This window comes from Enterococcus sp. DIV2467a (genome assembly GCF_050532945.1).
GTDB lineage: Bacteria > Bacillota > Bacilli > Lactobacillales > Enterococcaceae > Enterococcus > Enterococcus faecalis.
The window spans coordinates 2340973-2367952 of the sequence record NZ_CP172896.1 but is presented as its reverse complement, the minus strand read 5'-3'; the positions used below and the strand labels follow the sequence as shown (position 1 = coordinate 2367952).

The 26980-nt window shown below is 37.1% G+C and carries 21 protein-coding genes, 1 tRNA gene, 1 pseudogene and 1 riboswitch; of the genes and pseudogenes, 19 read left to right on the top strand and 4 right to left on the bottom strand.

Annotated elements, in window-relative coordinates; genetic code table 11:
- Window positions 1-74 precede the first annotated feature (74 nt).
- From uvrA to IGL80_RS11140, 7 genes are all read left to right on the top strand, one after another.
- Window positions 75-2894 (top strand): excinuclease ABC subunit UvrA, encoded by a 2820-nt coding sequence (gene uvrA, locus IGL80_RS11170; RefSeq protein WP_002358734.1) that lies wholly within the window; start codon window positions 75-77, stop codon window positions 2892-2894.
- A gap of 172 nt (window positions 2895-3066) precedes the next feature.
- The gene (locus IGL80_RS11165; protein WP_002358735.1) at window positions 3067-3861 is read left to right on the top strand and encodes a YusW family protein; all 795 of its coding nucleotides are present in this window, start codon (window positions 3067-3069) and stop codon (window positions 3859-3861) included.
- Between the two features lie 165 nt (window positions 3862-4026).
- Window positions 4027-4914 (top strand): RNase adapter RapZ, encoded by an 888-nt coding sequence (gene rapZ, locus IGL80_RS11160; protein WP_002355625.1) that lies wholly within the window; start codon window positions 4027-4029, stop codon window positions 4912-4914.
- Window positions 4914-5909 carry a gluconeogenesis factor YvcK family protein gene (locus tag IGL80_RS11155; RefSeq protein ID WP_002355627.1) on the top strand — a complete coding sequence of 332 codons (996 nt, stop codon included), beginning with the start codon at window positions 4914-4916 and terminating at the stop codon, window positions 5907-5909. Before rapZ ends, IGL80_RS11155 begins: the two co-directional genes overlap by 1 nt.
- A 33-nt stretch (window positions 5910-5942) precedes the next feature.
- On the top strand, window positions 5943-6878 hold the full coding sequence (whiA, locus tag IGL80_RS11150) for a DNA-binding protein WhiA (protein WP_002358736.1): 936 nt from the start codon (window positions 5943-5945) through the stop codon (window positions 6876-6878).
- A gap of 232 nt (window positions 6879-7110) precedes the next feature.
- Window positions 7111-8034, top strand: a complete 924-nt coding sequence (locus IGL80_RS11145; protein WP_002358737.1) for a PEP phosphonomutase — start codon at window positions 7111-7113, stop codon at window positions 8032-8034.
- Window positions 8035-8147: 113 nt separating this feature from the next.
- Window positions 8148-8666, top strand: a complete 519-nt coding sequence (locus IGL80_RS11140) for a DsbA family protein (RefSeq protein WP_002358739.1) — start codon at window positions 8148-8150, stop codon at window positions 8664-8666.
- Window positions 8667-8710: 44 nt separating this feature from the next.
- Here the strand turns inward: IGL80_RS11140 and clpP are convergent, their stop codons facing one another.
- Window positions 8711-9304, bottom strand: coding sequence for an ATP-dependent Clp endopeptidase proteolytic subunit ClpP (gene clpP, locus IGL80_RS11135; protein WP_002355633.1), 594 nt, complete (start codon window positions 9302-9304; stop codon window positions 8711-8713).
- Window positions 9305-9499: 195 nt separating this feature from the next.
- On the opposite strand from clpP, the gene IGL80_RS11130 reads away from it, so the two are divergent.
- Complete coding sequence (locus tag IGL80_RS11130) at window positions 9500-10018, top strand: hypothetical protein (RefSeq protein ID WP_002355635.1); 519 nt, start codon at window positions 9500-9502, stop codon at window positions 10016-10018.
- Window positions 10019-10038: 20 nt separating this feature from the next.
- Here the strand turns inward: IGL80_RS11130 and IGL80_RS11125 are convergent, their stop codons facing one another.
- A complete protein-coding gene (locus IGL80_RS11125) occupies window positions 10039-10443 on the bottom strand; it encodes a DUF1622 domain-containing protein (RefSeq protein ID WP_002383026.1) in 405 nt (134 codons plus the stop codon).
- Window positions 10444-10907: 464 nt separating this feature from the next.
- Here IGL80_RS11125 and IGL80_RS11120 point away from each other — a divergent pair.
- The 6 genes and pseudogenes from IGL80_RS11120 to IGL80_RS11095 all read left to right on the top strand — a co-directional run bounded on the left by IGL80_RS11120 (window position 10908) and on the right by IGL80_RS11095 (window position 18041).
- Window positions 10908-14266: pseudogene (locus IGL80_RS11120) on the top strand (isopeptide-forming domain-containing fimbrial protein).
- 24 nt (window positions 14267-14290) lie between these two features.
- Window positions 14291-14674 carry a bacteriocin gene (locus tag IGL80_RS11115; protein ID WP_002358745.1) on the top strand — a complete coding sequence of 128 codons (384 nt, stop codon included), beginning with the start codon at window positions 14291-14293 and terminating at the stop codon, window positions 14672-14674.
- A gap of 173 nt (window positions 14675-14847) precedes the next feature.
- Window positions 14848-15357 (top strand): SA1002 family membrane protein, encoded by a 510-nt coding sequence (locus IGL80_RS11110; RefSeq protein WP_002358746.1) that lies wholly within the window; start codon window positions 14848-14850, stop codon window positions 15355-15357.
- Between the two features lie 29 nt (window positions 15358-15386).
- Window positions 15387-17174, top strand: coding sequence for a glycerophosphoryl diester phosphodiesterase membrane domain-containing protein (locus IGL80_RS11105; protein ID WP_002358747.1), 1788 nt, complete (start codon window positions 15387-15389; stop codon window positions 17172-17174).
- Window positions 17175-17199: 25 nt separating this feature from the next.
- On the top strand, window positions 17200-17607 hold the full coding sequence (locus IGL80_RS11100; protein WP_002358748.1) for an NUDIX hydrolase: 408 nt from the start codon (window positions 17200-17202) through the stop codon (window positions 17605-17607).
- A gap of 233 nt (window positions 17608-17840) precedes the next feature.
- Window positions 17841-18041 (top strand): cold-shock protein, encoded by a 201-nt coding sequence (locus IGL80_RS11095; protein WP_002355647.1) that lies wholly within the window; start codon window positions 17841-17843, stop codon window positions 18039-18041.
- 657 nt (window positions 18042-18698) lie between these two features.
- Here the strand turns inward: IGL80_RS11095 and IGL80_RS11090 are convergent.
- Window positions 18699-18770: transfer RNA gene (locus tag IGL80_RS11090), tRNA-Arg, on the bottom strand.
- Between the two features lie 58 nt (window positions 18771-18828).
- On the opposite strand from IGL80_RS11090, the gene rpoN reads away from it, so the two are divergent.
- The 5 genes from rpoN to IGL80_RS11065 all read left to right on the top strand — a co-directional run bounded on the left by rpoN (window position 18829) and on the right by IGL80_RS11065 (window position 26105).
- Entirely contained in the window at window positions 18829-20160 is a 1332-nt protein-coding gene (rpoN, locus tag IGL80_RS11085; RefSeq protein ID WP_002358750.1) for an RNA polymerase factor sigma-54, read from the top strand.
- Between the two features lie 200 nt (window positions 20161-20360).
- Window positions 20361-22238, top strand: a complete 1878-nt coding sequence (locus tag IGL80_RS11080; protein WP_002358751.1) for an acyltransferase family protein — start codon at window positions 20361-20363, stop codon at window positions 22236-22238.
- Between the two features lie 122 nt (window positions 22239-22360).
- A riboswitch (SMK box riboswitch) is annotated at window positions 22361-22456 on the top strand.
- Window positions 22454-23638 (top strand): methionine adenosyltransferase, encoded by a 1185-nt coding sequence (gene metK / locus IGL80_RS11075; protein ID WP_002355656.1) that lies wholly within the window; start codon window positions 22454-22456, stop codon window positions 23636-23638. It overlaps the preceding riboswitch by 3 nt.
- Before the next feature lie 170 nt (window positions 23639-23808).
- Window positions 23809-25275 carry an MDR family MFS transporter gene (locus IGL80_RS11070; RefSeq protein ID WP_002358752.1) on the top strand — a complete coding sequence of 489 codons (1467 nt, stop codon included), beginning with the start codon at window positions 23809-23811 and terminating at the stop codon, window positions 25273-25275.
- Between the two features lie 38 nt (window positions 25276-25313).
- Window positions 25314-26105 (top strand): alpha/beta hydrolase, encoded by a 792-nt coding sequence (locus tag IGL80_RS11065; RefSeq protein ID WP_002358753.1) that lies wholly within the window; start codon window positions 25314-25316, stop codon window positions 26103-26105.
- An 80-nt stretch (window positions 26106-26185) separates the two neighbouring features.
- On the opposite strand, the gene IGL80_RS11060 is transcribed toward IGL80_RS11065, so the two are convergent.
- Window positions 26186-26848 (bottom strand): TetR/AcrR family transcriptional regulator, encoded by a 663-nt coding sequence (locus IGL80_RS11060; protein ID WP_002358755.1) that lies wholly within the window; start codon window positions 26846-26848, stop codon window positions 26186-26188.
- Window positions 26849-26980: the final 132 nt, after the last annotated feature.

The following is a 26980-nucleotide window of genomic DNA, read 5'->3' as shown; positions in this document are numbered from 1 at the left end:
CTTTTACTAATCTTTTCTCTATAGAATGACTTGAAATGATTTGACGTAAGAGATTTAGTAAAAGGAGAACATATATGGCAAATGATAAAATTGTGATTCATGGTGCACGCGCCCATAACTTAAAAAATATTGATGTCACGATTCCTCGTGACAAAATGGTTGTTGTAACTGGACTATCTGGTTCTGGCAAAAGTTCATTAGCGTTTGATACGCTTTACGCAGAAGGGCAACGACGTTATGTAGAGAGTCTCTCTGCTTATGCGCGACAATTTTTGGGACAGATGGATAAACCAGATGTTGACAGCATCGATGGTTTAAGTCCAGCTATTTCAATTGATCAAAAGACGACAAGTAAAAACCCACGCTCAACGGTGGGGACGGTCACAGAAATCAATGATTATTTACGATTGTTATTTGCTCGGGTAGGTCATCCAATTTGTCCTAACGATCATATTGAAATTACCAGTCAGTCTGTTGAACAGATGGTTGATAAAGTCTTAGAGCTACCAGAGCGAACAAAAATTCAAATTTTGGCCCCTGTTGTGGTCAAGAAAAAAGGCCAACATAAAAAAGTGTTTGAAATGATCCAACGTGAAGGGTATGTCAGAATGCGGGTGGATGGTGAAACCTATGATGTTAGTGAGGCACCAGAACTTGAAAAAAATAAAAAACATGATATTGCGATTGTGATTGACCGTATCGTTGTGAAAGAAGGCATTCGCTCTCGGTTGTTTGATTCGTTTGAAGTGGCTTTGCGTTTAGCTGAAGGTTACGCAATTGTTGATGTGATTGGTCAAGAAGAGATGTTGTTTAGTGAACATTATGCTTGTCCTTATTGTGGGTTCACAGTCGGTGAATTGGAACCGCGCTTGTTTTCATTTAATGCACCATTTGGCGCTTGTCCCGATTGTGATGGTTTAGGTGTTAAATTAGAAGTGGACAAAGACTTAGTGATTCCAGATCCCACTAAAACCTTGAGAGAAGGAGCCATTGTTCCGTGGAACCCTATTAGTTCCCAATATTATCCACAAATGTTGGAGCAAGCAGCCACCAGTTTTGGGATTGATATGGATACGCCGTTTGAAGAATTACCTGCAGACCAACAAGAAATTATTTTAAATGGTTCTGGCGAGAAAAACTTTCATTTTCATTATGAAAATGACTTTGGTGGTGTTCGTGATGTGGAAGTGCCATTTGAAGGGATTTTAAAAAATATTAAACGACGTTATCATGAAACAAATAGCGATTTTACACGAGATCAAATGCGGTTATACATGACAGAATTGACTTGTCGAAGCTGTCAAGGGTATCGTTTGAATCCGCAAGCTTTAGCTGTAAAAATCAATGGCACGCACATTGGTGAAGTCAGTGAATTAGCAATAAAAAATGCGGTCCAATTTTTTGAAGGTGTGTCTTTATCTGAACAAGAAACAACGATTGCTCGGCCAATTTTAAAAGAAGTCGAAGATCGGTTAACCTTCTTAAAAAATGTCGGGTTAGATTACTTAACCTTAAGTCGAGCTGCTGGTACACTTTCTGGTGGAGAAGCACAAAGAATTCGCTTAGCAACACAAATTGGATCAAACTTATCAGGCGTCCTTTACATTTTAGATGAACCATCAATTGGTTTGCATCAACGAGATAACGACCGCTTGATTGACTCATTGAAAAAAATGCGGGACTTAGGCAATACATTAATTGTGGTGGAACATGATGAAGATACAATGATGGCTTCGGATTACTTGATTGATGTGGGACCTGGCGCTGGACATCTGGGCGGTGAAATTGTAGCCGCTGGTACGCCGGAAGAGGTTGCTAAAAATCCGCATTCGTTGACCGGGCAATATCTTTCTGGGAAAAAAGTGATTCCTGTACCAAAAGAACGTCGCAAAGGCAATGGCAAAGCGATCAAAGTCACTGGTGCCAGTGAAAATAATTTGAAAAATGTCAGTGTTGAATTTCCGCTGGGTGAATTTGTTGCTGTCACAGGTGTTTCAGGTTCAGGGAAAAGTACTTTAGTCAATCAAATTTTGAAAAAAGCACTGGCCCAAAAATTAAATCGTAATTCCAATAAACCTGGGAAACACAAAAGTATCACTGGTTATGAAGCCATTGAAAAGATTGTTGACATTGATCAAAGTCCAATTGGTCGAACACCAAGAAGTAATCCAGCGACTTATACTAGTGTTTTTGATGACATTCGCGATTTGTTTGCCCAAACAAATGAAGCCAAGGTTCGTGGCTATAAAAAAGGTCGCTTTAGTTTTAACGTCAAAGGTGGCCGTTGTGAAGCTTGTCGCGGGGATGGTATCATCAAAATTGAAATGCATTTTTTACCTGACGTCTATGTGCCTTGCGAAGTTTGTCATGGCAAACGTTATAATTCTGAGACGTTAGAAGTTCATTATAAAGGCAAAAACATTTCTGATATTTTAGATATGACGGTGGAAGATGCCGTAGAATTTTTCAAACATATCCCTAAAATTCATCGTAAATTGCAAACAATTGTGGATGTAGGCTTAGGCTATGTGACATTGGGGCAGCCAGCAACTACTTTATCTGGTGGAGAAGCACAGCGGATGAAGCTAGCGAGTGAACTTCATAAAAATTCTAATGGGAAAAACTTTTATATTCTGGATGAACCAACAACCGGCTTGCATACCGATGATATTGCGCGATTGCTTCTAGTATTAGAGCGTTTAGTGGAAGCGGGCAATACCGTTTTAGTGATTGAACATAACTTGGATGTCATCAAATCTGCGGATCATGTGATTGATCTAGGGCCAGAAGGTGGCGACGGTGGTGGGACGATCGTGGCGACAGGAACACCAGAAGAAGTTGCTAAAGTCAAAGACAGTTACACAGGATATTATTTAAAACGTGTTCTGAAATAAACATTAATGATTAGATAAAGAACCTTGTTTTTATGGGAAACAAGGTTCTTTTATTATAAAATAACAAATATTTTTTTAATAAAAATTAAAAATAAATGTTGGCTTAATGTGTAATTAAAAGATATACTATGTTTGTTAACAAAATAACAATGAACACGAAGGGAAGTCTTAAATGAAAAACAAAAAAATAACAACAAGTTTATTAACAGCAGGAATGGTCTTAGCTATCGGAATCACACCTTTTATACATAGTAACACAATGGAAGCAGCGACTTTAATTTCACAATCAGACCATGAAAAAGTAATGAGTTTTACCAAGAAAGACTTAAAAGAAGCAACGGGCATTCAATTGGAGCCGGCGACAGTACAAGCCGTTCATCAGGAATTAAAGCAACAAATCACCTGGGAAACATTAGGTTATTCCACAATTGATGCGCAAAATATTGCGACACGTTTTACACAAAATACATATCAGGCTCTGGGGATTTTAACAGATATCGCCAACCATTCAGACCTTCAATTGAAAGTCATTACCATTAATAATCCCTATCTAGCAACAGCTAAAATTGGTACCTTTAAGTGGGAAACCGTAACTCCTGAAGTTGGTGGATACCATGAAACAGCAGACAATGAACTAACCACACCGACACCGACTGTTGCCAGTCTTCAAGAGATTGACGTAGAAATCGAATACGACGAAAATGAAATTGAGTTCACCTATGAAATAAAATCGAACGGAACAATTGAAGCAACGTATGAAGATGAATCTGCTGATTTAGAATTAGAAGGTAAGGCAGCACAAGACAAAATCATGACTCTTTTAGATGGATTGTCAATCAAAACAGCTACAAATGAACAAATTAAAGAACACATTACGAAAAAGTTAGCCGTGAATGAACAAGTAAAACAATTTGAGTTTGAAGCTAATTTTACTGATAAAACAGAAATTGAGTTTGTATTAAAATAACACACAGTTATATAATATAATTCAGCAATTAAAACAGCGTTGACAAAAATGTCAATGCTGTTTTTCTATGAAAGAATAGAAATCTTTATAAGAATGATTGAAAAGCTTTCTTTGATACGCCCGGGGTGTTATAATGTAGTGATGCAAGTGAAGGGAGTGTTGAATATGCCAGAAAATTTACAACTGGTTATTATTACAGGAATGAGTGGCGCTGGAAAAACAGTCGCTGTTCAAAGCTTTGAAGACATGGGCTATTTCTGTATCGACAATTTACCACCAAGCTTAATCCCAAAATTTTGGGAATTAATTAAAGAATCTGGAAAAGTTACCAAGATTGCGTTAGTGATTGATTTACGTTCACGGACCTTCTTTAGAGAAATTCAGGATATGTTAGTCGAACTTGAAAATACTAATTTTATTGATACAACGATTTTATTTTTAGATGCCACCGATGAAGAGTTGGTTTCTCGTTATAAAGAGACACGGCGTGCGCATCCAATGGCGATGGATGGTTTAGTGACAGAAGGTATTCGTAAAGAACGTGCAATGCTGGAAGAAATCAAGGCGGATGCTCAGTTGGTCATTGACACTACGGACTTGTCCCCTCGTCAATTGCGGGAACGTTTGAATAAAGAACTAGCAACGAGAGAGACACACGAATTTCGAGTGGAAATGGTGTCCTTCGGCTTTAAATATGGCTTGCCGATTGATGCAGATATCGTTATGGATGTTCGCTTTTTACCTAACCCCCATTATATTGATGAACTACGACCGTTAACTGGAATGGATCAACCTGTTTATGATTATGTGATGGGCTTCCCAGAAACAGATGAATTTTATACAAAATTTATCGATTTACTGCGAACAGTCTTACCTGGATATAAAAAAGAAGGTAAAAGTAGCGTCACCATTGCAATTGGCTGTACTGGCGGACAACATCGCTCTGTTGCATTGACAGAACGTGTTGGCGCTGAATTAAAAGAGGAAGATTACCATGTTAATATTACCCACCGCGACCGCTTAAAAAGAAAAGAAACGGTTAATCGCTCTTAATGAAAACCTATCGAATTCGTAAACCGAAGATCGTGGTTGTTGGTGGTGGAACAGGCTTACCAGTAATTTTGAAAAGTTTAAGAAATCAAAGTGTTGATATTACTGCCGTCGTAACGGTCGCTGATGATGGCGGTAGTAGTGGCGAGCTTCGTTCCTCTATTAATAACATGACACCTCCGGGAGATTTAAGAAATGTTTTAGTGGCATTGTCAGATATGCCACAATTATATGAAGATATTTTTCAATATCGTTTTGATAAATCAGATAGTCATTTTGCCAATCATGCAATCGGTAATTTAATCATTGCTGCTGTATCGGAAATGAGAGGAAGTACGTATGAAGCCATTCAATTGCTTTCAAAAATGATGCATGTTGATGGACGGATTTATCCATCATCAGAACGGCCATTAACGTTACATGCCGTATTTAAAGATGGCTCAGTGGCGGTGGGAGAATCAAAAATTGCACTGGATCGCAAGACGATTGACCATGTGTTTGTGACAAATACACACGGAGAAGAACAGCCAAGAGCTGCGCGCAAAGTCGTCAAAGCAATTGAAGAAGCAGACATGGTCGTGTTAGGACCAGGGAGTCTTTTTACAAGTATTTTACCTAATTTAGTTATTACAGAAATTGGTGAAGCCATCAAACAAACGGCAGCCGAAGTAGTCTATATTTGTAACATCATGACCCAAAAAGGGGAAACGGAACATTTTACGGATGCCGATCATGTTCGTGTCTTAAACGAACATCTACAAGCGCAGTTTGTTGATACAGTGCTGGTTAACACAGAAAAAGTACCAGAAAATTACATGGATCCTGAAATTTATGATGAATATTTAGTTCAAGTAAAGCATGATTTTCAAGGATTACGTGAAGAAGGATGCCGAGTCATTTCGACAGACTTTTTAGAATTAAGAGATGGCGGAGTTTTTCATGATGGGGAAAAAGTTGTTGAAGAACTTTTCCGTATCGTATTTGGAACGAAATATTAATTAATCAAAAGAATCAAGAGAGGAGGAGCTTAGATGTCTTTTGCCTCGGATGTCAAAAAAGAGTTAACTGGTTTAGAAGTCCATCGAGAACACGCGAAAGCAGAATTAGCAGCATTAATTCGGATGAACGGCTCACTTAGCTTAGTTAATCAACAGTTTGTCTTGAATGTACAAACGGAAAATGCTGCAATTGCTCGTCGAATGTATTCATTACTGAAAGATCATTACCATGCACAAGCAGAATTATTAGTTCGTAAAAAAATGAAACTAAAGAAAAATAATGTTTACATTGTGCGTCTAAAACAAGATACACAAAAAATTCTAGCTGATTTGGATATTATGGATGGGGTCGTTTTTAATGGCAATGTGTCAAATGAAATCATGGGTAACGCGCAAAAAATGCGTTCCTATTTACGCGGGGCCTTTATGGCTTCTGGCTCAGTTAATAATCCGGAAACAAGTCGCTATCATTTAGAAATTTTTTCAATTTATGAAGAACACAATAATGACATTTGTAAGATGTTGAATTACTATGACTTAAACGCTCGAACATTGGGACGCCGAAATGGGTATATTTGTTATTTAAAAGGTGCTGAAAAAATTGCCGACTTTTTAACATTAATTGGTGCCACGAACTCTATGTTGAAATTTGAAGATGTCCGGATTGTCCGTGATATGCGGAATTCAGTAAACCGTTTAGTAAATTGCGAAACAGCGAATTTAAATAAAACTATTGATGCGGCTTCAAAACAAATTGAAAATATTCAATTTATTGAAAGTACAGTAGGGCTGACGTCATTACCGGAGAAACTTCAGGAAATCGCAGAATTACGGTTAGAGTATCCGGAAGTTAGTCTCAAAGAACTAGGGGAAATGATTCCTTCAGGAGCTATTTCTAAGTCAGGTATTAATCATCGTATTCGAAAAATTAATGAATTTGCAGAAAAATTACGAGAAAAAAGTGCGTAACTTTTCTGCTCCAGAAGTGAAGAATAACATTTCCGTTTGAAGTGCTATCCTTCACTTTTTCTTTAAGCGTGTAAAAAAATTAAAGTGTGCAAAAAGTGTGTAGCACTGAAATGTAGTGTTGACCTGTGGTTTAAAGAAACGACGTTGGCACGAATGTTGCATGTAATAAAATGCAAGCGATTACTTATTGCTGTTTTTAACTAAAACATTAAAAACTATTGGAGGGGTCAAAATGGTTCAACGATTAATTAGTGCAAATGCATCAGAAATCAAACGGATGTCAAAAGAAGAGCTGTTTCAGAGTATTAAAGCGAGCGAAGGGCGCGTAATTTTATCGGAAAATGTGGTAGTTCATCCATCCGTAGCAGGTGATATCACTTGTGCGGAAATGTCAAAAGCATATGGCGCAGACATGATTTTATTGAATGTTTTCGATGTTAATCAACCGATTGTAGTAGCCGCTTATGAAGGGCAATATACTGCGGAAACATGTGTCCCTAATGATGAGGTTGTTCATCGTTTGAAAGAACTAGTCGGTTTACCGATTGGCATGAATGTCGAACCTGTTGATGAAAATTTAGACTTAGCTTCAACGAGAGTTTCGATTGAACCAGGTAGAAAAGCATCGGCAGCTACTTTCAAAAAAGCCAATGAACTGGGTTTGGATTTTATCTTATTGACAGGTAATCCAGGAACTGGCGTGACCAACGACTTGATTGCTAAGAACGTGGCCTTAGCCAAAAAACATTTTGACGGTATCATTATTGCCGGAAAAATGCACAGTTCAGGCGTAGATGAACCAGTGGTCAGTTTAAAATCAGCTGAACAATTTATTGAAGCGGGCGCTGATATTGTCTTAGTCCCAGCAGTCGGCACGGTTTGGGGCATCGATGATCAACAAGTCAAAGAAGTTGTGGATTTTGCACATTCAAAAGGAAAATTAGTTATGAGTGCCATTGGAACTTCACAAGAAAGTGCTCAACCTGAAGTTATCCAAGCAATCGGCATTAGAAATAAAATTTTAGGCGTAGATATTCAACATATTGGCGATGCCAATATGGGCTTAGTTGGTATTGAAAATATTAAAGAGCTTTCTGATGCGATACGTGGGAAAAGACATACTGTTGCTAGAATGGCTCGTTCGATTAATCGTTAAAAAAGTGAACAGAGGCACGAATTCAGAAAATTTGAATTCGTGTCTTATGATTTTTTTATTGAAAAACGGTATACTAAAAGAGAAATAAAGGTTTGAAAGGATGAGGTTTTTTTATGGATATTTCAGTAATTGATGCAACAAAAGTTAACACAGAAACAGGGCTTCACATTGGTGAGAGCAATGCCCCTGTCAAAATGATAGAATTTATCAATGTTCGCTGTCCTTATTGCAGAAAATGGTTTGAAGAGTCTGAGGAACTGTTAGCACAATCTGTCAAAAGTGGTAAAGTTGAACGTATCATTAAGTTGTTTGATAAAGAAAAAGAAAGTTTACAACGCGGCAATGTGATGCATCACTACATTGACTATTCAGCGCCTGAACAAGCGCTGTCAGCATTGCATAAAATGTTTGCTACGCAAGATGAATGGGGAAACTTAACCTTAGAAGAAGTAGCGACGTATGCTGAAAAAAATCTGGGCTTAAAAGAACAAAAAGATGCAACGCTTGTTTCCGCAGTGATTGATGAAGCCAATGCGGCGCACATTCAATTTGTACCAACGATCATCATTGGTGAGCATATCTTTGACGAAAGTGTCACTGAAGAAGAATTACGTGGATACATTGAAAAATAAAAAAAATGGAAACAGCGACTGTCGCTGTTTCCATTTTTTTATTTTTAATTTAAGGCGCTACTATTTTCCATTACTTCATCGATTAAACCATATTCTTTTGCTTGTTCGGCAGTCATATAGTTATCACGATCGGTATCACGTTCAATCACTTCAATTGGTTGGCCAGTTCGTTCAGCTAAAATTGAATTTAAACGTTGACGAGTGTCTAAAATGTGACGAGCAGCAATTTCAATTTCTGTTGCTTGCCCTTGAGCGCCACCAAGTGGTTGGTGAATCATGATTTCCGCATTTGGTAAAGCGAAACGTTTGCCTTTTTGACCAGCTGTTAATAAGAAGCTACCCATTGAAGCCGCCATTCCTAATACGATAGTTTGGACATCCGCTTTAACGAAATTCATGGTATCGAAAATCGCTAAGCCTGCAGAAACGCTACCACCAGGAGAGTTAATGTACAAGTAAATGTCTTTTTCTGAATCTTGGGCATCTAAGAATAATAACTGTGCAATCACTGAGTTTGCCACGTTATCATCGATAGGGCCGCTTAGCATAATGATGCGGTCTTTTAATAAACGAGAGTAAATGTCATAAGCACGTTCACCGCGAGATGATTGTTCAATAACTGTTGGAATTAAATTCATAAGTAAATCCTCCTATATAAAGAAACTTTTAAAGTCATTCTATCACAAAGCACTTTGAATGCCTATGAAAAGTATACCTCTTTGGTCAATAAAGGTCAACGAAGTCGCTTGAAAAATTTTGTGTCATTTTTTATCCGAAACTTTTGGATTATGTTATACTAAAATGGAAAATTAGAAAAGAGCGAGGGGAAAAATATGTTTGTTTTTATCGCCGGAATGGTCGGTGTAATCGTCGGTGCGCTAATAGTCACAGCAAGTGCCGCCTTACATTCATCTTACAAAGAGCGAAAAGAAGTACGTTATCGTGAACTAGAACATTTGGTTAAAGAAATTGAATCATTGAATTTATTAAATAAAAAAGTCAAAGAAATTTTACAAAAGCGTGAATTATATATAGACAGATCAATTGAATACTTATCGATGGATGATTGTTTCATCAGCATCGATGATTTTATTTATTTGGAATCATTTTCTGCTCAAAATAATTTTTACTTACCGACGTACTTAATTGAAGAATTTTTCAAAAAAATTGCGCATCGTAAAGTCATTTTGACGGCCAGCGAAGTTGCTGAAATGGGTGGTCACACCTATAAAGGCGGCCGTGTTATTTTGGAAAATTTTTCAGACGAGATTTTAGCAATTATTGAAGATAAAAAACGTAAAATGCAGCGTTTGTCTAACGAACCACTTCATTATTTTAAAGCGATTAAATAAAAAAAGAACCAGCGTACCCGCTAATTTTTTGGGGTATCTGGTTCTTTTTCTTGTTGTTCCATATCGGTCATAGTGTCTTCAATTTCTTTATGTAAGAAATAAGAAATAACTGTACGGATGATTACCAAGGTTGCCAATTTCAAAATATCTTGAAAAGTTGGTTTGACAATGGATTCAATAATATCAGCAGCAATTAAAATTTCTAAACTTAACAGAATGTAGCTACCAAGGAAGTTTTTGATGAACGTATTCATTTTGGTTAAGGTAAAGCGGCTTTGATTTTGTCGTTCACTTTTAATGAAATCTTTTCCTGCTAAACAAACACCCCAAACTAAAACAATAATCGAAAAAACATTCAGTCCTAAAATACATAGCTCAAAAAGTGGGGTTAAAAGCGTCATTAACTGATGGGGCCACTCATTCATCGTATTCACTCCTACCAAAAAGCCTTTTCTTTAACTATAACGAAACGGCTGACTAACGTCAAATATTGTTGAAATAAACAGGCTAAACTATTCGGCTTATAGAACAAAACTAAGAAAATTATGAATAGCATCTAACAATTAAGTAAAAGGACTGTAAAGGTTCTTTTACTTTTTTTGTGTAAAAAAAGAGTCTTAAAAGGAATCAAGTAGCAAAAAGTAAGTGAAAACCAACTTTGTCAGTGGATAGTCTTTTCATTAATTTTTAAAAGACAAATTTTACGTTTTCAAGAGCCGAATACTGCCAAGTTTTAGCCTTTAAAGGTGATAGAATCAGAAATTGAGTAAGAGATGTGTCACAAAAACAAGGATACACATCGACTTGATGAAAGATTTAAGGAGCTGTAGTTGAAGTAAAGAGAAGCAAGTGTCCCAAACACTAGCGAAAGAAAATAGGGAGGATTAAAATGTTTAAGAAAGCAACGAAATTATTATCGACAATGGTGATTGTCGCTGGAACAGTTGTGGGAAATTTCAGTCCCACATTGGCTTTAGCTGAAGGAGCGGTTAAAGCAGGAGATACAGAAGGAATGACCAATACGGTGAAAGTGAAAGACGACAGTCTGGCTGATTGTAAACGGATATTGGAAGGACAAGCTGCTTTCCCAGTTCAAGCGGGTGAAACGGAACCGGTTGATTTAGTGGTTGTTGAAGATGCCAGTGGTAGTTTTTCAGATAATTTTCCACATGTAAGACAAGCGATTGATGAAGTGGTTCAAGGATTATCTGATCAAGACCGCGTGATGCTGGCTTCGTATCGTGGCGGAAAAAAATTTATGTTTCCTGATGGAAAGACAAAAATTAATTCAGCTGATTATGATATGAATGTGCGCGTCAATACGCAATTGACTTATGATAAAAGCCAATTTGTCTCTGGTTTTGGAGACGTTCGGACGTATGGTGGTACGCCAACCGCCCCAGGATTGAAACTCGCTTTAGATACGTACAATCAAACACACGGAGATTTAACGAATCGAAAAACGTATTTCCTATTAGTGACAGATGGGGTCGCTAATACACGTTTAGATGGTTACTTGCATAAAACCAATACCAATGATTCAATCAATGAATATCCAGATCCAAGACATCCTCTTCAAGTTTCGGTTGAGTATAGTAATGACTATCAAGGTGCAGCAGCAGAAGTTTTAGCGTTAAACCAAGAAATTACTAACCAAGGCTATGAAATGATTAATGCGTATTGGGAAAGTGTTGAATCTTTAAGTTCAGTAAATTCATATTTTGATAAGTATAAAACAGAAGTGGGTCCTTTTGTAAAACAAGAGTTGCAACAAGGATCTAGCACACCAGAAGATTTTATTACAAGCCAATCTATTGATGATTTTACAACCCAATTAAAACAAATTGTCAAAGATCGTCTGGCGCAATCGACACCAGCAACAGCTTCATTAACGATTGCCAATCAATTTGATATTCAATCGGCGACCGCTACGGACGATGCTGGAAATGATGTGCCTGTTCAAATTAACGGACAAACCATTTCAGCAACTAGTACAGAAGGTTACGTAGGAAACATCACGATTCACTACGAAGTCAAAGAAAATACAGCGATTGATGCAGCAACACTTGTAAGTAGTGGGACAATGAATCAAGGAACAATTGCTAAGGAATTTCCAGAAGCGACGATTCCTAAAAATGACAATGCGCATGCGTGTGACGTGACGCCAGAAGATCCAACGATTACAAAAGATATCGAAAATCAAGAACATTTAGACTTAACTAATCGTGAAGATAGTTTCGATTGGCATGTCAAAACAGCCTTTGGTAACGAAACAAGTACTTGGCAACAAGCCAGTTTAGTGGATGATATTAACCAATTATTAGATATCCAAAAAGTCGTTGTTACTGATGAAAATGGTAAAGATGTTACAGCTAATGGCAAAGTAACACAAGAAAATAACAAAGTAACTTTTGAAATGAACAAACAAGCAGACAGCTATGACTATTTGAGTGGTCACACATACACAATGACCATCACCACTAAAATTAAAGCTGACGTAACGGACGAAGAATTAGCGCCTTATATCCAACAAGGCGGCATTCCCAACCAAGCCGACTTAAACTTTGGCAACGAAGGTGATGTGTTACATTCCAACAAGCCAACAGTGACACCGCCTGCACCAACACCAGAAGATCCAACGATAACAAAAGATATCGAAGGCCAAGAACATTTAGACTTAACTAATCGTGACCAAGAATTTAAATGGAATGTCAAAACAGCTTTCGGTAACGAAACAAGCACTTGGACCCAAGCCAGCATGGTAGATGACATTAATAAAGTGTTAGACATCACAGACGTGAAAGTCACTGATGAAAATGGCAAAGATGTTACAGCTAACGGCAAAGTAACGCAAGAAAATAACAAAGTAACTTTTGAAATGAACAAACAAGCAGACAGCTATGACTATTTGAGTGGTCATACATACACAATGACTATTACAACTAAAATTAAAACTGACGTAACGGACGAAGAATTAGCGCCTTATATTGAACAAGGTGGGATTCCCAACCAAGCCGACTTAAACTTTGGCAATGAAGGTGACGTGTTGCATTCCAACAAGCCAACCGTAACACCGCCTGCACCAACGCAGAAGATCCAACGATTACAAAAGATATCGAAGGCCAAGAACATTTAGACTTAACTAATCGTGACCAAGAATTTAAATGGAACGTCAAAACAGCTTTCGGTAACGAAACAAGTACTTGGACCCAAGCCGGCATGGTAGATGACATTAATAAAGTGTTAGAGATTACAGACGTGAAAGTTACTGATGAAAATGGCAAAGATGTTACAGATAATGGCATAGTAACACAAGAAAATAACAAAGTAACTTTTACTATGAACAAAAAAGATGACAGCTACTCTTACTTAGCTGGTCATACATACACAATGACTATTACCACTAAAATTAAAACTGACGCAACGGACGAAGAATTAGCGCCTTATATTGAACAAGGCGGGATTCCCAACCAAGCTGACTTAAACTTTGGCAACGAAGGTGACGTGTTGCATTCCAACAAGCCAACCGTAACACCGCCTGCACCAACGCCAGAAGATCCAACGATTACAAAAGATATCGAAGGTCAAGATCACTTAGATTTAACCAACCGTGACCAAGAATTTAAATGGAATGTCAAAACAGCCTTTGGCAACGAAACAAGCACGTGGACCCAAGCTAGCATGGTAGATGACATTAATAAAGTGTTAGATATCACTGATGTAAAAATCACAGATGAAAATGGCAAAGATGTTACAGCTAACGGCAAAGTAACACAAGAAAATAACAAAGTAACTTTTGAAATGAACAAACAAGCAGACAGCTACTCATACTTAGCTGGACATACGTACACAATGACTATTACCACTAAAATTAAAGACGGCGCAACCGATGAAGAATTAGCACCTTATATTGAACAAGGCGGCATTCCCAACCAAGCCGACTTAAACTTTGGCAACGAAGGGGACGTGTTACATTCCAACAAACCAACAGTGACACCGCCTGCACCAACGCCAGAAGATCCAAAAAAACCTGAACCTAAACAACCGTTAAAACCGAAGAAACCGTTGACGCCTACAAATCATCAAGCACCAACGAACCCAGTCAATTTTGGAAAATCAGCAAGTAAAGGAATTCATTTACCAATGACTAATACAACAGTAAATCCACTTTACATGATCGCAGGTTTAATTGTCCTTATAGTGGCTATTAGCTTTGGCATAACAAAAAATAAAAAAAGAAAAAATTAGACAAACTAAAAAGGAAGAAAAAACATGAATAAAAAAATTTCGTTCAGTCTGTTAATTTTGTTACTTAGTTTGTTGGTAGGTTTTACATTTATTCCGCATAAAAAGGAATTAAGTTTCAATGAGTATCAAGAAAAAAAACACTCTGGCGAAACATTTTATGTTGTTTTAAAAAAGAAAAACTGTTCAGATTGTCAGGATTTCGAGAAACTATTACAAGCACCTAAACAGGTTTACTATGTAGAATTAACCAACAAAGAGACCATGAAGGAATGGTCAACATTTATCCGAGAAAATAAAGTTTTACATGTGCCATCTATGTTTAAAATAGATAACGGCCATCTCAAGAAAATTGATGGAGAAGGAGATGCGAATCAATTATTCGCAAACTATCAAAAAATAACGAAGTAAAAAGAATAAAAAGACAAGGCAAGTTTCCTAAATAAAGGAAACTTGCCTTGTCTTTTTTCTAGTAATAGTCGTTTATTAAATAACATGTGAAATGTTTCTCAAATCCATTTTGGTTTGATAAAATAAACGCAAACATATGAATTTGTTTTCATTTGTTTTGGGAGGAGGAACGAATGATTGAATTGATTTTACTTTTGTCGGTGATTCTTTTAGGTTTATTGATTGGAAATAAAAGAGTTGATAAGTGGCTTTTTCTTAAGGCATTACTTTTGTTTTCTGTTATGCTAAGTGTGAGCATCTTAATTTCGGTAGCTATGTATTTATTATTAACAATAGGCGTTGCAAACGTAATAGGGCAGCGGTTAGAGTCGTTATTTCTTTTAGGGATAGTCGTTATCATCAGTACGAGTCTTTTGTTATATTTTTTATTGAATTTAACGACGAAAAAAATTGTTTTACCCATCGCTTTAATGAAAATAATTGAATATTATATTCAATGGGTATTGATTTATGTTACTATTTATCAAGTGATTTTTGATCAGTTTATTGTTTCTTCAGAAGTAAAAAATACGTTACAAGGGACTATTGATGAGCCAGTCGCAATCATTATTGTTATTTTGCCATCATTTATTTCAATTTGGATTGCCGTTGTTTTATTTAGGATTCGTATGGAAGAACTTTAGTCAGATACTTTTAGAATGGAGGAGTTTGTATGTCTGCTTGGCAAACATTTAAAAATGGAACAAGGCAATTTTTTAAAGACATCTTGCAGTACTTATGGTTATTTTTTACTTTAAATGTCTTATTATTATTGGTGGGTGGGGCTTTTAGTTGGGCTACTTCCAACGCACTAAAAACTCAAGGTATTCCTTATCTTTCGTTTAATAACCTGAATTTACTGTTAGAAAAGCCGCTTGCTCTGGTGTTATTAATTCTCTTGTTGTTACTTTTTTTAGGTGCAGTTTTTTATCAGTTTACCTTTTTATTATTAGGGATTTTTCAAATACGGCAAGACCATCGTTTTCATTTTAAAGGAGTTACCAAGGCATCTTTTAAGGTTCTTAAAAAGCAAGGTGCCCGTTCGTGGTTATTCTTTTTCGGTTATTTTGTTGTCATTGTCCCTTTTGGTAACCTGATTTTCCAAAGTAATCTATTGACGAAATTTGTGATTCCAGATTTTATTGTTGAATTTTTGTCCCAACGAATTCCTTACTTGGTTGGGTTACTGGCCTTTGGGTTATTAGTCTGGTATTTAGCTATTCGTTTCATTTACACGCTTCCATTAATGATTCTGGAGAGAAAAAAAGCGGGCGAGGCAGTTAAGGCTAGTTGGTCAATGACAAACAAACGATTATGGTTCATTATTTGTAATATTGCATTTGTGACGATCGCGGTATTTGTTTCAACGTATGTTATTTATGTGTTACTTTATCTTCTACAGTTGAAGTTAGATACCTTGAGCGATACCATTAGCTTACTAGGTGGTATTTTAAATTTAACGGTTGTCCAATTTTTACAGTTTGTCTCTAATACTTGGCTTTCAGTATTACTGATTAATTTCTTATATACACAATTAAATGTTCAAGCAGAAACGACGACAAAAGTTGCCTTTGACAAAGAAACGAAACGTAATAAATTAGTGACTATCGGAATGGGCCTAGGACTATTCACCATTTTTGGCGGCTATATAATTTTCAACGCTGTTTACTTAACAGGGCTATTAGAATCAAAACCTTTGATTATTTCGCATCGAGGGGTCACCAATAGTAATGGCGTACAAAATACCATTCCTGCTATGGAAAGAACCATTAAATTTAAACCAGATTATATTGAAATTGATGTTCAAGAAACCAAAGACCATCAATTTGTTGTGATGCATGATGCAAACCTTCAAGAACTCGCCGGCGTCGATGGCACGCCACAAGAATTTACGTTGGCTGAATTAACAAAAATGACCGTTAAAGAAAATGGCCAAGAAGCACCAATTGCCAGTTTTGATGATTATTTAGCGAAAGCAAACCAAGCCAAACAAAAATTACTAGTAGAAATTAAAACGTCTAAACAAGATAGTCAAGGTGCGCTATCTAACTTTATTGAAAAATATGAACGTCCTTTGATAAAGAATAACCATCAGGTTCAATCTCTCGACTACAATGTGATCAAAGCGTTTAAAAAAGCCAAATCAAAAGTAAAAGTAAGTTTTATTTTGCCCTATAATTTCACTTTTCCAGAAACACAAGCTGATTTGTATACAATGGAAGCTACCACGTTGAACGATACCTTCATTTTAAAAGCTGACCAACAGAAAAAAGCAGTTTATGCTTGGACAGTTAATGACTCAGAGGTATTAAGTAAAATGCTCTTTATGGATGTCGCTGGAGTGATTACCGATGATTTGGAGTTAGTCAATGAAGAAGTCAATGACTTTGAAAAAAATCCATCGTATGCGGATCGTATTTTGCATTATATTTTTATGCTGCCAAGTGTGGCTTCTCAATAAAAAATGAAGAAAAGGGTTAAACGAAATGAAAAAAGAATTTTCGCGAGTACTTCTTAAAAATCAATATGATGAAATTCTTATCTTAAAAGATCGGCCAGACACATGGAATTTCCCTGGCGGAAAACAAGAACTTGGTGAATCAGCGCTGGAATGTGCGATTCGTGAAATGAAAGAAGAGTTAGCAGTGGAAATTACTGAACTTGAAGAAATTTTTACTGGACCACTTGTTTTTGATTCAATCGTTTGGCAAGGACATTTTTATTTTGCCAAACAAGCCCAAGGAAAAGTTACCCTGAACGAACCAAATAAAATTAAAGGCGTACAATTTATTAAGCGGTTTGAGGAAGTAAATTTTTCACCAGGATTAGCTCCGCTATTTGATTATTTGGCGCGTAGCGATTATTTAAAGTTAAACAAAACTAACTGGAAATAGAAAGAATAGGAGTGTCTTTTGCTAGGGCTTTGTCAAGCGCATCTTTGATTATTTTAGAAAGTCCAAGGAAAAGTCGTGGGCATTGTTTATTCCTAATAAATGTGTTATAGTAATTAAGTAATCAATTTTGATAAGTAATTTGAGTTATATATTTAAAAACTATACTTCTCCTTTTGCCACTCAACATTTTTTGCAATAACTTGCATATTTTTATGCACTAGGAGGAAATATATATGAACAACGGTACAGTAAAATGGTTTAACGCAGACAAAGGTTTTGGATTTATTACAGGTGAAGATGGCAATGATGTATTTGCACATTTTTCAGCTATTCAATCAGATGGATTTAAAACTTTAGACGAAGGCCAAGCAGTAACTTTTGATACTGAAGAAGGTCCACGCGGCTTACAAGCAACGAACATCGTAAAAGCTTAATAATGAATGAAAACGGACCACGTGTTGGTTCGTTTTTTTTGATAGCTGTTGTCTGATCTCGCCATTAATTACATAGCAAAACAAAGCAGAGGCCATTTAAAGGAGGAGAATCTGAAGACAACCTTAACTGAGCTGTTACTTGTAAGTGGATTATTTTGGCTAGTAATCATAATTGGTGTGATTGCGGGTAGCATATTTCTAATTAAGTATTTTAGAGGTCGGAGCTGAACGGTTCTGTTCCCGCCAATTATCAGGTTTTAAGCCTGGGACAAAAATCCAAAGTGATTTTTGCCCCAGGTTCTTTATTTAATTAGGGTATCAAGTTTTAGGTAAAATAATTAACAAATTAAAAGCAATTTACTATATAATCAGAAAGGGATCTTTAAGAGAGAAGCAGGTGTTTGCTTGTCGCAATACTTTGTTTAGCAGATAGAAAAAGGAAACGTTATGCGTTACAATAGGAACGGAGGAATTTTAACCTTATTGGATTTGTAGCTGAAGCAGAACAAATGTTGTCGCGTTAAGTGCGATTGAGCTTGCCACAAGCAACATTTGAAAAAACTACGGATAGAAAAATCATTCCTAAACAAGAAAAAAACACTCTTTAGATGAATAAAGAGTGTCCAGAAACGTTGATAAATCAACATATTTAAATAACGCGCCCTGAGGGAATCGAACCCCCGTCTCAAGAACCGGAATCTTACGTGATATCCACTACACTAAGGGCGCGGCACGAATACTAGTTTAGCTGATATTGACAAAAATTACAAGAGGGAGGACGAAAATAATGAAATTTGAGCAACGAATGTCCCAACAACAAAAACAAGTCCAGAAGTTGGCCATGACTCAACAACTTCAACAATCCATTCAAATTTTACAATTTAATACGGAAGAACTGGCTGCCTTTGTTGAAGCGAAAGCACTAGAGAATCCATTAATTGATTTACAAGTAGACACGCAGTACACCACAGATTTTCCGATAACTAGTCGTTCTTACACCAACCAAGACGAAGAAAATAATTATATGAATCAAATTCCAGACTATCATTTATCATTATTTGAGTCTTTAATTGATCAAATTCATTTGAATTACCGCGATACATACTTGCGAACATTGGTATTGTTTTTAGTAGAATATATAGACGTGAATGGTTATTTAACGATTTCGTTAGAAGAAGCGGCAGAGAAAACCGAAGCAAGCGCCATTCAAATGCTAGATGCATTAACTTTGTTACAACAGCTAGATCCAGCAGGTGTGGGGGCACGCAATTTACAAGAATGTTTGATGCTACAAACAGAACGAGACGATACCGCGCCTAATTTAGCGTATATTTTATTGGAGGAAGAATTTGATGCCTTAGTGAGTCGTAAATGGGGCCCGTTAGCTAAAAAATTCGGGATTGAATTAGCAGAAATTCAATTGATTTTTGATTATATACAAACGTTATCGCCAGCGCCAGGGAATATTTTTGATGCGACCGAGGAATTGTATATTCGACCAGATTTAACTGTCCGAATCAAGGAAGATCGAATAGTGGTGATTTCCAACAAAGCTAGTCGACCGACATTAAATTTTCAAGAAAATTATTTCAAACGAATGCAAGAGACTGACGACAAAGAAGTCCAAGAATATATTAAGGATAAGAAAAACGAATTTGAATGGTTAGAGCGCGCAGTGAATCAGCGGGGGGATACAATTTTACGTGTAGGGCAAGAAATTGTGCGCCGTCAAGAAGCCTTCTTTTTAGAAGCAGATCGGCCATTAAAACCAATGACTTTAAAAGAAATTGCGGATGCTTTGTCTATTCATGAATCGACAGTTAGTCGTGCGGTCAATGGAAAATATCTAGAAACCACGTTTGGCGTCTTTGAATTGCGCTCATTCTTCTCAACAAGTATTCTTTCATCAGAAGAAGATGGCGAGGATGTCTCAACAACGATGGTTAAAAAGCAACTACAAAAATTAATTGATCAAGAAGTAAAAAGTAAACCGTTATCTGATCAAAAATTAGTCGAGCGATTAAAAGATTCAGGCATGGAAATATCCCGGCGAACGGTGGCAAAGTATCGTGAAGCCTTAGGGATTCCATCTTCATCTAAACGAAAACGATATGAGTAAACAACCAAAGCTTATGAGTGATTTTCATAAGCTTTGGTTGTTTTTTTACAATTTAAAAAATGTTGGTTTTTTGAATTGTAAAAAAAGCCTAAAGGAGACAAAGTTTGCTTGCCATTTCCTAGGAAAAAACGTATATTAAAGTTACTTGCTTCTTTAAATAAAGGAAAAGAATAATTTTATAGAAAAGTTGGAAAGCACAAATGAATCAGACAGCAAATAGCAAGAAAAAACGCTATATTACAGGTTTTGATGGCATTCGGACGATCGCTGTAATTGGCGTGATTTTGTATCACCTTTTTCCCCAAGTCATGCGAGGTGGCTACTTAGGTGTTCCGATTTTCTTTGTTGTTTCAGGTTATCTTATTAACGACTTGTTGCGGCAAGAATGGGCAGAAAATCAGACCATTGATTTAAAAGGATTTTATGTGCGAAGGATGAAACGGCTGTATCCAGCATTAATTGTGATGCTTTTAAGTGCAGTTAGTTATATTACACTCTTTCAGCAGGATTTATTAAACAATATTCGCAGCGTTGTCGCTAGTAGTATTTTTTATTACAACAACTGGTGGCAAATTTTTAAAGGGTTTTCTTATTTTGATGGATTTGCGACACAATCGCCATTTGTACATATTTGGTCATTGGCAGTTGAAGCGCAAAATTATTTAATTTGGCCATTACTTTTTATTCTTCTGGAACGCTTTGTTCGTAAGCGCGGTCGAATTTTCAGCTTAGTTTTAATCGGCGCCTTAATTTCGGTGACGCTGATGGCCGTTTTATATGTTCCTGGCGCAGATCCTACACGTGTCTATTATGGAACAGACACACGTGTTTTTTCTATTTTACTAGGTAGTGCATTGGCGTATGTTTGGCCAAGCACACGTTTGAAAGAAGAAATTCCAGAAGCCTCTAAAAAAATCTTAAATGGCGCTGGTTTAAGTGCCTTAATTCTTTTAGTGTTAGCCTTTTTAACATTATCAGATCATACAAATTTTGTTTATTATGGCGGCATGTTTTTAATTAGTTTGGCAGCCACTGTCTTAGTGGCCGTCACTGCACATCCAGGGGCAGATATGAATCGTTGGTTAACGAATCCAGTCTTTACGTGGATAGGTAAACGGAGTTATGGCATTTACTTGTATCAATTCCCAATCATGATTTTTTATGAGGCCAAAATTAAGACCTTATCGGACCATGTTTTTCTACATTCATTGGTTGAAATAGCATTAATTTTAGTAGTGAGCGAATTGTCATATCGTTTTATCGAACATCCACTGACACGATTGTCTTATAAGGATGTCTGGACTCAATTCACTGAATTCTTACGGAAACCGTGGGACCTTCGTGAAAAAGGGACAATGGCCTTTATGACAGTGATTAGCGTGATTGCAGTATTCGGTTTAATTGTGGCTCCAGCAAACGCTAAAAGTGCGCAACAAGAGCAACTAGAAAAAAATATTGCGAAAAATCAGCAAAAAATTGAAGAACGTAAAAAAGAAGTCCAAGAAAGTGGCACGAAAAATAGTAGCACGTCCACAGAAAGTAGTACAAAACCGAGTGAAAGCCAAGACGTTCTACCCACACAACTCACACCAGAGCAAGTAAAAAAAGCGCAGAATTTAGAAATCACAACTATTGGTGATTCTGTTATTCTAGATGGTGCTAGCGGGTTACAAGATATTTTCCCTAAAATGATTATCGATGGGGAAGTGGGCCGTCAATTGTATAGTAGCATTTCACTAATTGGTGAACTAGACAAAAAGAAAATGCTCAAAGATACTGTTTTAGTGAGTTTAGGTACGAATGGTCCTTTTACAGAGGCACAATTTGATGAATTTATGAAAGCGTTAGGTAATCGAAAAGTTTATTGGATTAATGTTCGCGTCCCAACTAGAAGATGGCAAAATCAAGTGAATAGTTTACTTAGTCAAATGGACAAAAAATACGATAACTTAACGGTCATTGACTGGTTTAATTATAGTAACGCCCATGATGATTGGTTTTATGATGACCGAGTTCATCCAAATGTGGCAGGCGGCGAGCAATATACACACTTTATCGCGGAGAAAATTTTACAGTAGCAAGAAACTTCCAGCTCAGATGAAAGGGGCTGGAAGTTTCTTGTTATAGGAAAAGCAAATATAGGTAATTTAATGATTTTCTTGAAAACCTAAGCTTTTTTTTTAGATATCTGGTATACTGTTTTTGTTACAAGTTCCCGAAAGGATTTAGCAAGTAATTGTCGTTACTTACTAAAGATGCCTTGTAACCGAAACTATTTAGGGGGAATAACATTATGACAGAAAGACATTTATTTACATCAGAATCCGTTTCAGAAGGACATCCAGATAAGGTAGCTGACCAAGTCAGTGATGCAATTTTAGATGCGATTTTGGAGAAAGATCCGATGGCCCGCGTGGCATGTGAAACATCCGTAACAACTGGTTTAGTCCTAGTATTTGGAGAAATTTCTACAACAGCTTATGTAGATATCCAAAAAATTGTTCGTCAAACTGTGAAAGATATTGGTTATACACGAGCAAAATATGGATTTGATGGAGAGACTGTCGCAGTTCTTGTAGCAATCGATGAGCAATCACCTGATATCGCTCAAGGGGTTGACGCAGCCTTAGAAGTGCGTGATCAAGATGAAAAAGACGATATTGGCGCTGGTGACCAAGGCTTAATGTTTGGTTTTGCCGTTGACGAAACACCGGAATTAATGCCATTACCGATCGCGTTAAGTCATCGTTTGGTTCGCCGTTTAGCAGAATTGCGGAAGGAAAAAGTCTTACCTTACTTACGTCCTGATGCAAAATCTCAAGTAACAGTGGAATATGATGATCAAGGTCAACCACAACGTGTGGATACGATTGTCATCAGTACACAACATGATGATGAAACAACCTTAGAACAAATCGAAAAAGATATTAAAGAACAAGTAATCAATGAGGTGATTCCTCATGAACTTTTAGATGATGAAACAAAATACTTTATCAACCCAACTGGTCGCTTTGTAATCGGTGGCCCTCAAGGAGATGCCGGCTTAACTGGTCGTAAAATTATCGTTGATACTTATGGCGGTTATGCTCGTCATGGCGGCGGTGCTTTTTCTGGAAAAGATGCAACCAAAGTTGACCGCTCTGCTAGTTATGCTGCGCGTTATATCGCGAAAAACATTGTTGCTGCTGGTTTGGCGAAAAAAGTAGAAGTCCAATTAGCTTATGCAATTGGTGTGGCGCAACCAGTGTCTATTTCTATTAATACGTTTGGTACGAGTGATCTTCCAGAAAGTAAATTAATCGAAGCAGTTCGTAAAAACTTTGATTTACGTCCAGCAGGTATTATTGAAATGCTAGATTTACGTCGCCCAATTTATAAACAAACTGCGGCTTATGGTCATTTTGGTCGAACAGATATTGATTTACCTTGGGAACAAACAGATAAAGTTGAAGCGTTAAAAGCTAGTTTAGCTGAATAATTAAATAAAAAAAACAAGAAGTCAGCCAAGTATTGGCTGACTTCTTGTTTTTTTTTGCAATAATTTTTTTATGAAAAAGCATTTTTTTAAGACATTTTGTTCTTTTTTGTATAGAATAGCTATGGAGCAATTTAGAAAATTGACAATTGAATAGAAAAGGATGTGAACAAATGGCAAAAGAAACAAATGTTAAGTTAGTCACGGTGAGTGTTTTTGTGGCAACATTTATGACAGCCATTGAAGGGACCATTGTGTCTACTGCGATGCCAACGATTGTCGGCTCGTTACATGGCATGGAAATTATGAACTGGGTATTTTCAATTTATTTATTAACGAATGCGATGTTAACACCGATTTATGGGAAACTTGCGGATAAAATTGGTCGTAAACCTGTCTTCATGATTGGCATTATCATTTTTATTTTGGGCTCCTCGTTGTGTGGCTTTGCTCAAGATATGTTGACTTTAATTATTGCCCGCGCAATTCAAGGTGTGGGGGCAGGCGCAATTTTACCAGTTGCGTTAACGATTATTGCCGATATGTATACATTGGACAAGCGAGCGAAAATTTTAGGTTTAAACAGTGCCGCCTGGGGAATTGCTAGTATTTTTGGTCCGTTAGCAGGTGGTTTTATTGTAGATACAGTCGGTTGGCATTGGATTTTCTTCATTAATGTTCCTATTGGACTTGTTTTATTGGGCTTGATTAGTATTTTCTTAGTTGAACCAAAGCGGGAACGGACCAAGATGCCAATGGATATTTTGGGCAGCGTTACTTTGATGGCAGTGTTGCTAACGTTATTGCTAGGTTTTCAAATGATTAGCGATAATGGTTTTACATTAGTAACATTTGGTTGTTTGAGTTTGAGTGTGCTCTTTTTTGTAGCGTTTGTGATGATAGAAAAACGCGCGCAAGACCCAGTGATTGATTTGCATTTATTTAATCAACCAACGTTTGTTTTAGTAAATCTTATTGCGGCGCTTATTAGCGGTTTCTTAATGGGGATTGATGTCTACATTCCGATGTGGATGCAAGGCGTCTTAGGAAAAAGTGCAGGAATTGGTGGCTTAGTTTTAGCGCCTATGTCGTTACTTTGGATGGCTGGATCATTTATAGCAAGTAGCTTTATGGAAAAATATGCTATGAAAAAAGTCTTAACGATTGGGTTATCGATTCTATTAGTCGGGGCCATCTTTTTAGTGGTAATGCCAATGGCCGTTCCGTTTTGGCTTTTCTTTGTAGTGTCTTCTGTCTTAGGAGTTGGTTTTGGGATTACTATCACAACGACTACGGTGACCGCACAAAGTACAGTGGAGCCTGAAAAAATGGGGGTTGCAACATCGTTTAATACGTTGGTGCGTACAATTGGGCAGACTGTGATGGTGTCAATTTTTGGTGTGATTTTAAATGCAGGAATGTTTGCAAAATTGGAAGCGAGCGCGTTAAACGTCGATGCAGATGTCATGAATCAATTAGTGAATCCACATACTGCAAATTTAATTCCAACTGCATTGTTAAAACCATTACGCGGTATCCTCTATGCAGGTCTGCATAATGTTTACTTAGTCGGTGCGGGCTTAGTTGTTGTCGCTCTTTTGTTAAATATTTTCGCAAAAGCGCAACGAGTGAAGGTTTAGTGGTACACTAATAGAAAGAGTATTGGAGGGAAAAGTAGATGGCCTTTTTACAAGCAAATATTTATTCAAATTTATTGGAAATGGAAGTGAATGTGAACGTAATTTTACCACAAGAAACGGTAAAAAAAGTGGGCACAAGTACCCAAGCAGCATTGACAGATATTCCCGTGTTGTATTTATTACATGGGATGGGAGGGAATCACAGTGTCTGGGCTCGCAGAACCTCTATTGAGCGGTATGTCGCTGATTTGGGGATTGCTGTCATTATGCCGTCCACGGATTTAGCTTGGTATACGGACACGCAATACGATATGAACTATTGGACGTTTATCTCAGAAGAATTACCGAAAATTTGTCATCAACTCTTTCCGCAGTTAAGTACAAAACGAGAAAAAACCTTTGCCGCTGGTTTGTCAATGGGTGGTTATGGCGCCTTGAAATTAGGATTAGCGAAACCAGAATCTTTTGCAGCCGTTGCTTCTTTGTCTGGGGCAGTCAGTTTATCATCCACTAGTTTTGGGGAATTATTAAAAGTCCGTAAGCGAAGCTATTGGGAAGGTATTTTTGGCCCGTTAGATCAAATTGAAGGTTCCATTCACGATCCGCTGTATTTATTACAACAATTAGTAGAAAGCCAAACAGAAATGCCCCAATTTTACCTTTGTTGTGGGGAACAAGATATGTTACTTTCTGCTAATCAACAGATGGCTCAAGCGTTGGAACAGGCACAGGCAAGTTACACTTTTGAAACTGGACCAGGAGAACATGACTGGGTGTTCTGGGATGAATGGATTCAAAAAGCCTTGGCTTGGCTACCAATACCAAAATAGAGAAAGTAGTTTTCGCTATTTATTTTAAAAGTTAACCCTTGGTCCGTCAGTCGAAATGACTGACGGACCAAGGGCTTTTTTTATTTAGATGAAGATGTGTTGTCTGCTTGCAACCCATCTAAGTAGGTTTTAACGGCTTGAATAAAGGCGGATTTTTGGTGGATGGAGTGTCGAAATTGAATGCTTTCCTCCATGTACGTTAACTCATTGTCGGAGACATATTGTTTCATGTGCAGCACTTGTTCTTTTAAATAGTCATCTCCGTTCAATACTTGCGAAACGAGCTGTTTTTCCTCCGTTGCGTCCATAATCATCCCAAATAAAAGATGTTGTAAAGACGTTACTGCTAAATGAGTCATTTCTGGTGAAAAACCTGCTTCTCTTAAAATGCCCATCATTTGATTCAAATGGCGTAATCGTTGGGGATAGGCAGGGACGGTTTGGATTTCGATAGCTACGGCACAGGGAAATTGTTGATAGAGATCATAATAGTTTTCCATGAAGGCTAGTAAGTCAGAATACCATTCACCACATAATGCAGGTTCTTGAAAGTGCTCTTCAATCGCTTCAGCCATACTTTGAAGTAAGGCTTGCTTATTTTTAAAATACCAATAAATTGCGGGCGCCTGTACACCAAGCTGTTTGGCGACTTTACGCATAGAAAGTTGTTCTAAAGTGGGACTTTTTTCTAACAAAGAAAATGCGGCTGCAATAATCGTGTCTTTTGATAATTTCGGTTCCATGATTTTAGCTCCTATTAAACGTTATCTTCGTAAGTTTATCAAAAAGAAGGTACACTTTATGATAGGAAAAACTTGTGAAAAATTAACTTGTTCGCTTGTATTTTACCACTAAAAATGGTAAATTATGAATCG

Coding starts and splice junctions, on each gene's coding strand:
- uvrA (WP_002358734.1), top strand. CDS start 75: ATGGCAAATGATAAAATTGTGATTCATGGTGCACGCGCCCATAACTTA.
- IGL80_RS11165 (WP_002358735.1), top strand. CDS start 3,067: ATGAAAAACAAAAAAATAACAACAAGTTTATTAACAGCAGGAATGGTC.
- rapZ (WP_002355625.1), top strand. CDS start 4,027: ATGCCAGAAAATTTACAACTGGTTATTATTACAGGAATGAGTGGCGCT.
- IGL80_RS11155 (WP_002355627.1), top strand. CDS start 4,914: ATGAAAACCTATCGAATTCGTAAACCGAAGATCGTGGTTGTTGGTGGT.
- whiA (WP_002358736.1), top strand. CDS start 5,943: ATGTCTTTTGCCTCGGATGTCAAAAAAGAGTTAACTGGTTTAGAAGTC.
- IGL80_RS11145 (WP_002358737.1), top strand. CDS start 7,111: ATGGTTCAACGATTAATTAGTGCAAATGCATCAGAAATCAAACGGATG.
- IGL80_RS11140 (WP_002358739.1), top strand. CDS start 8,148: ATGGATATTTCAGTAATTGATGCAACAAAAGTTAACACAGAAACAGGG.
- clpP (WP_002355633.1), bottom strand. CDS start 9,304: ATGAATTTAATTCCAACAGTTATTGAACAATCATCTCGCGGTGAACGT.
- IGL80_RS11130 (WP_002355635.1), top strand. CDS start 9,500: ATGTTTGTTTTTATCGCCGGAATGGTCGGTGTAATCGTCGGTGCGCTA.
- IGL80_RS11125 (WP_002383026.1), bottom strand. CDS start 10,443: ATGAATGAGTGGCCCCATCAGTTAATGACGCTTTTAACCCCACTTTTT.
- IGL80_RS11115 (WP_002358745.1), top strand. CDS start 14,291: ATGAATAAAAAAATTTCGTTCAGTCTGTTAATTTTGTTACTTAGTTTG.
- IGL80_RS11110 (WP_002358746.1), top strand. CDS start 14,848: ATGATTGAATTGATTTTACTTTTGTCGGTGATTCTTTTAGGTTTATTG.
- IGL80_RS11105 (WP_002358747.1), top strand. CDS start 15,387: ATGTCTGCTTGGCAAACATTTAAAAATGGAACAAGGCAATTTTTTAAA.
- IGL80_RS11100 (WP_002358748.1), top strand. CDS start 17,200: ATGAAAAAAGAATTTTCGCGAGTACTTCTTAAAAATCAATATGATGAA.
- IGL80_RS11095 (WP_002355647.1), top strand. CDS start 17,841: ATGAACAACGGTACAGTAAAATGGTTTAACGCAGACAAAGGTTTTGGA.
- rpoN (WP_002358750.1), top strand. CDS start 18,829: ATGAAATTTGAGCAACGAATGTCCCAACAACAAAAACAAGTCCAGAAG.
- IGL80_RS11080 (WP_002358751.1), top strand. CDS start 20,361: ATGAATCAGACAGCAAATAGCAAGAAAAAACGCTATATTACAGGTTTT.
- metK (WP_002355656.1), top strand. CDS start 22,454: ATGACAGAAAGACATTTATTTACATCAGAATCCGTTTCAGAAGGACAT.
- IGL80_RS11070 (WP_002358752.1), top strand. CDS start 23,809: ATGGCAAAAGAAACAAATGTTAAGTTAGTCACGGTGAGTGTTTTTGTG.
- IGL80_RS11065 (WP_002358753.1), top strand. CDS start 25,314: ATGGCCTTTTTACAAGCAAATATTTATTCAAATTTATTGGAAATGGAA.
- IGL80_RS11060 (WP_002358755.1), bottom strand. CDS start 26,848: ATGGAACCGAAATTATCAAAAGACACGATTATTGCAGCCGCATTTTCT.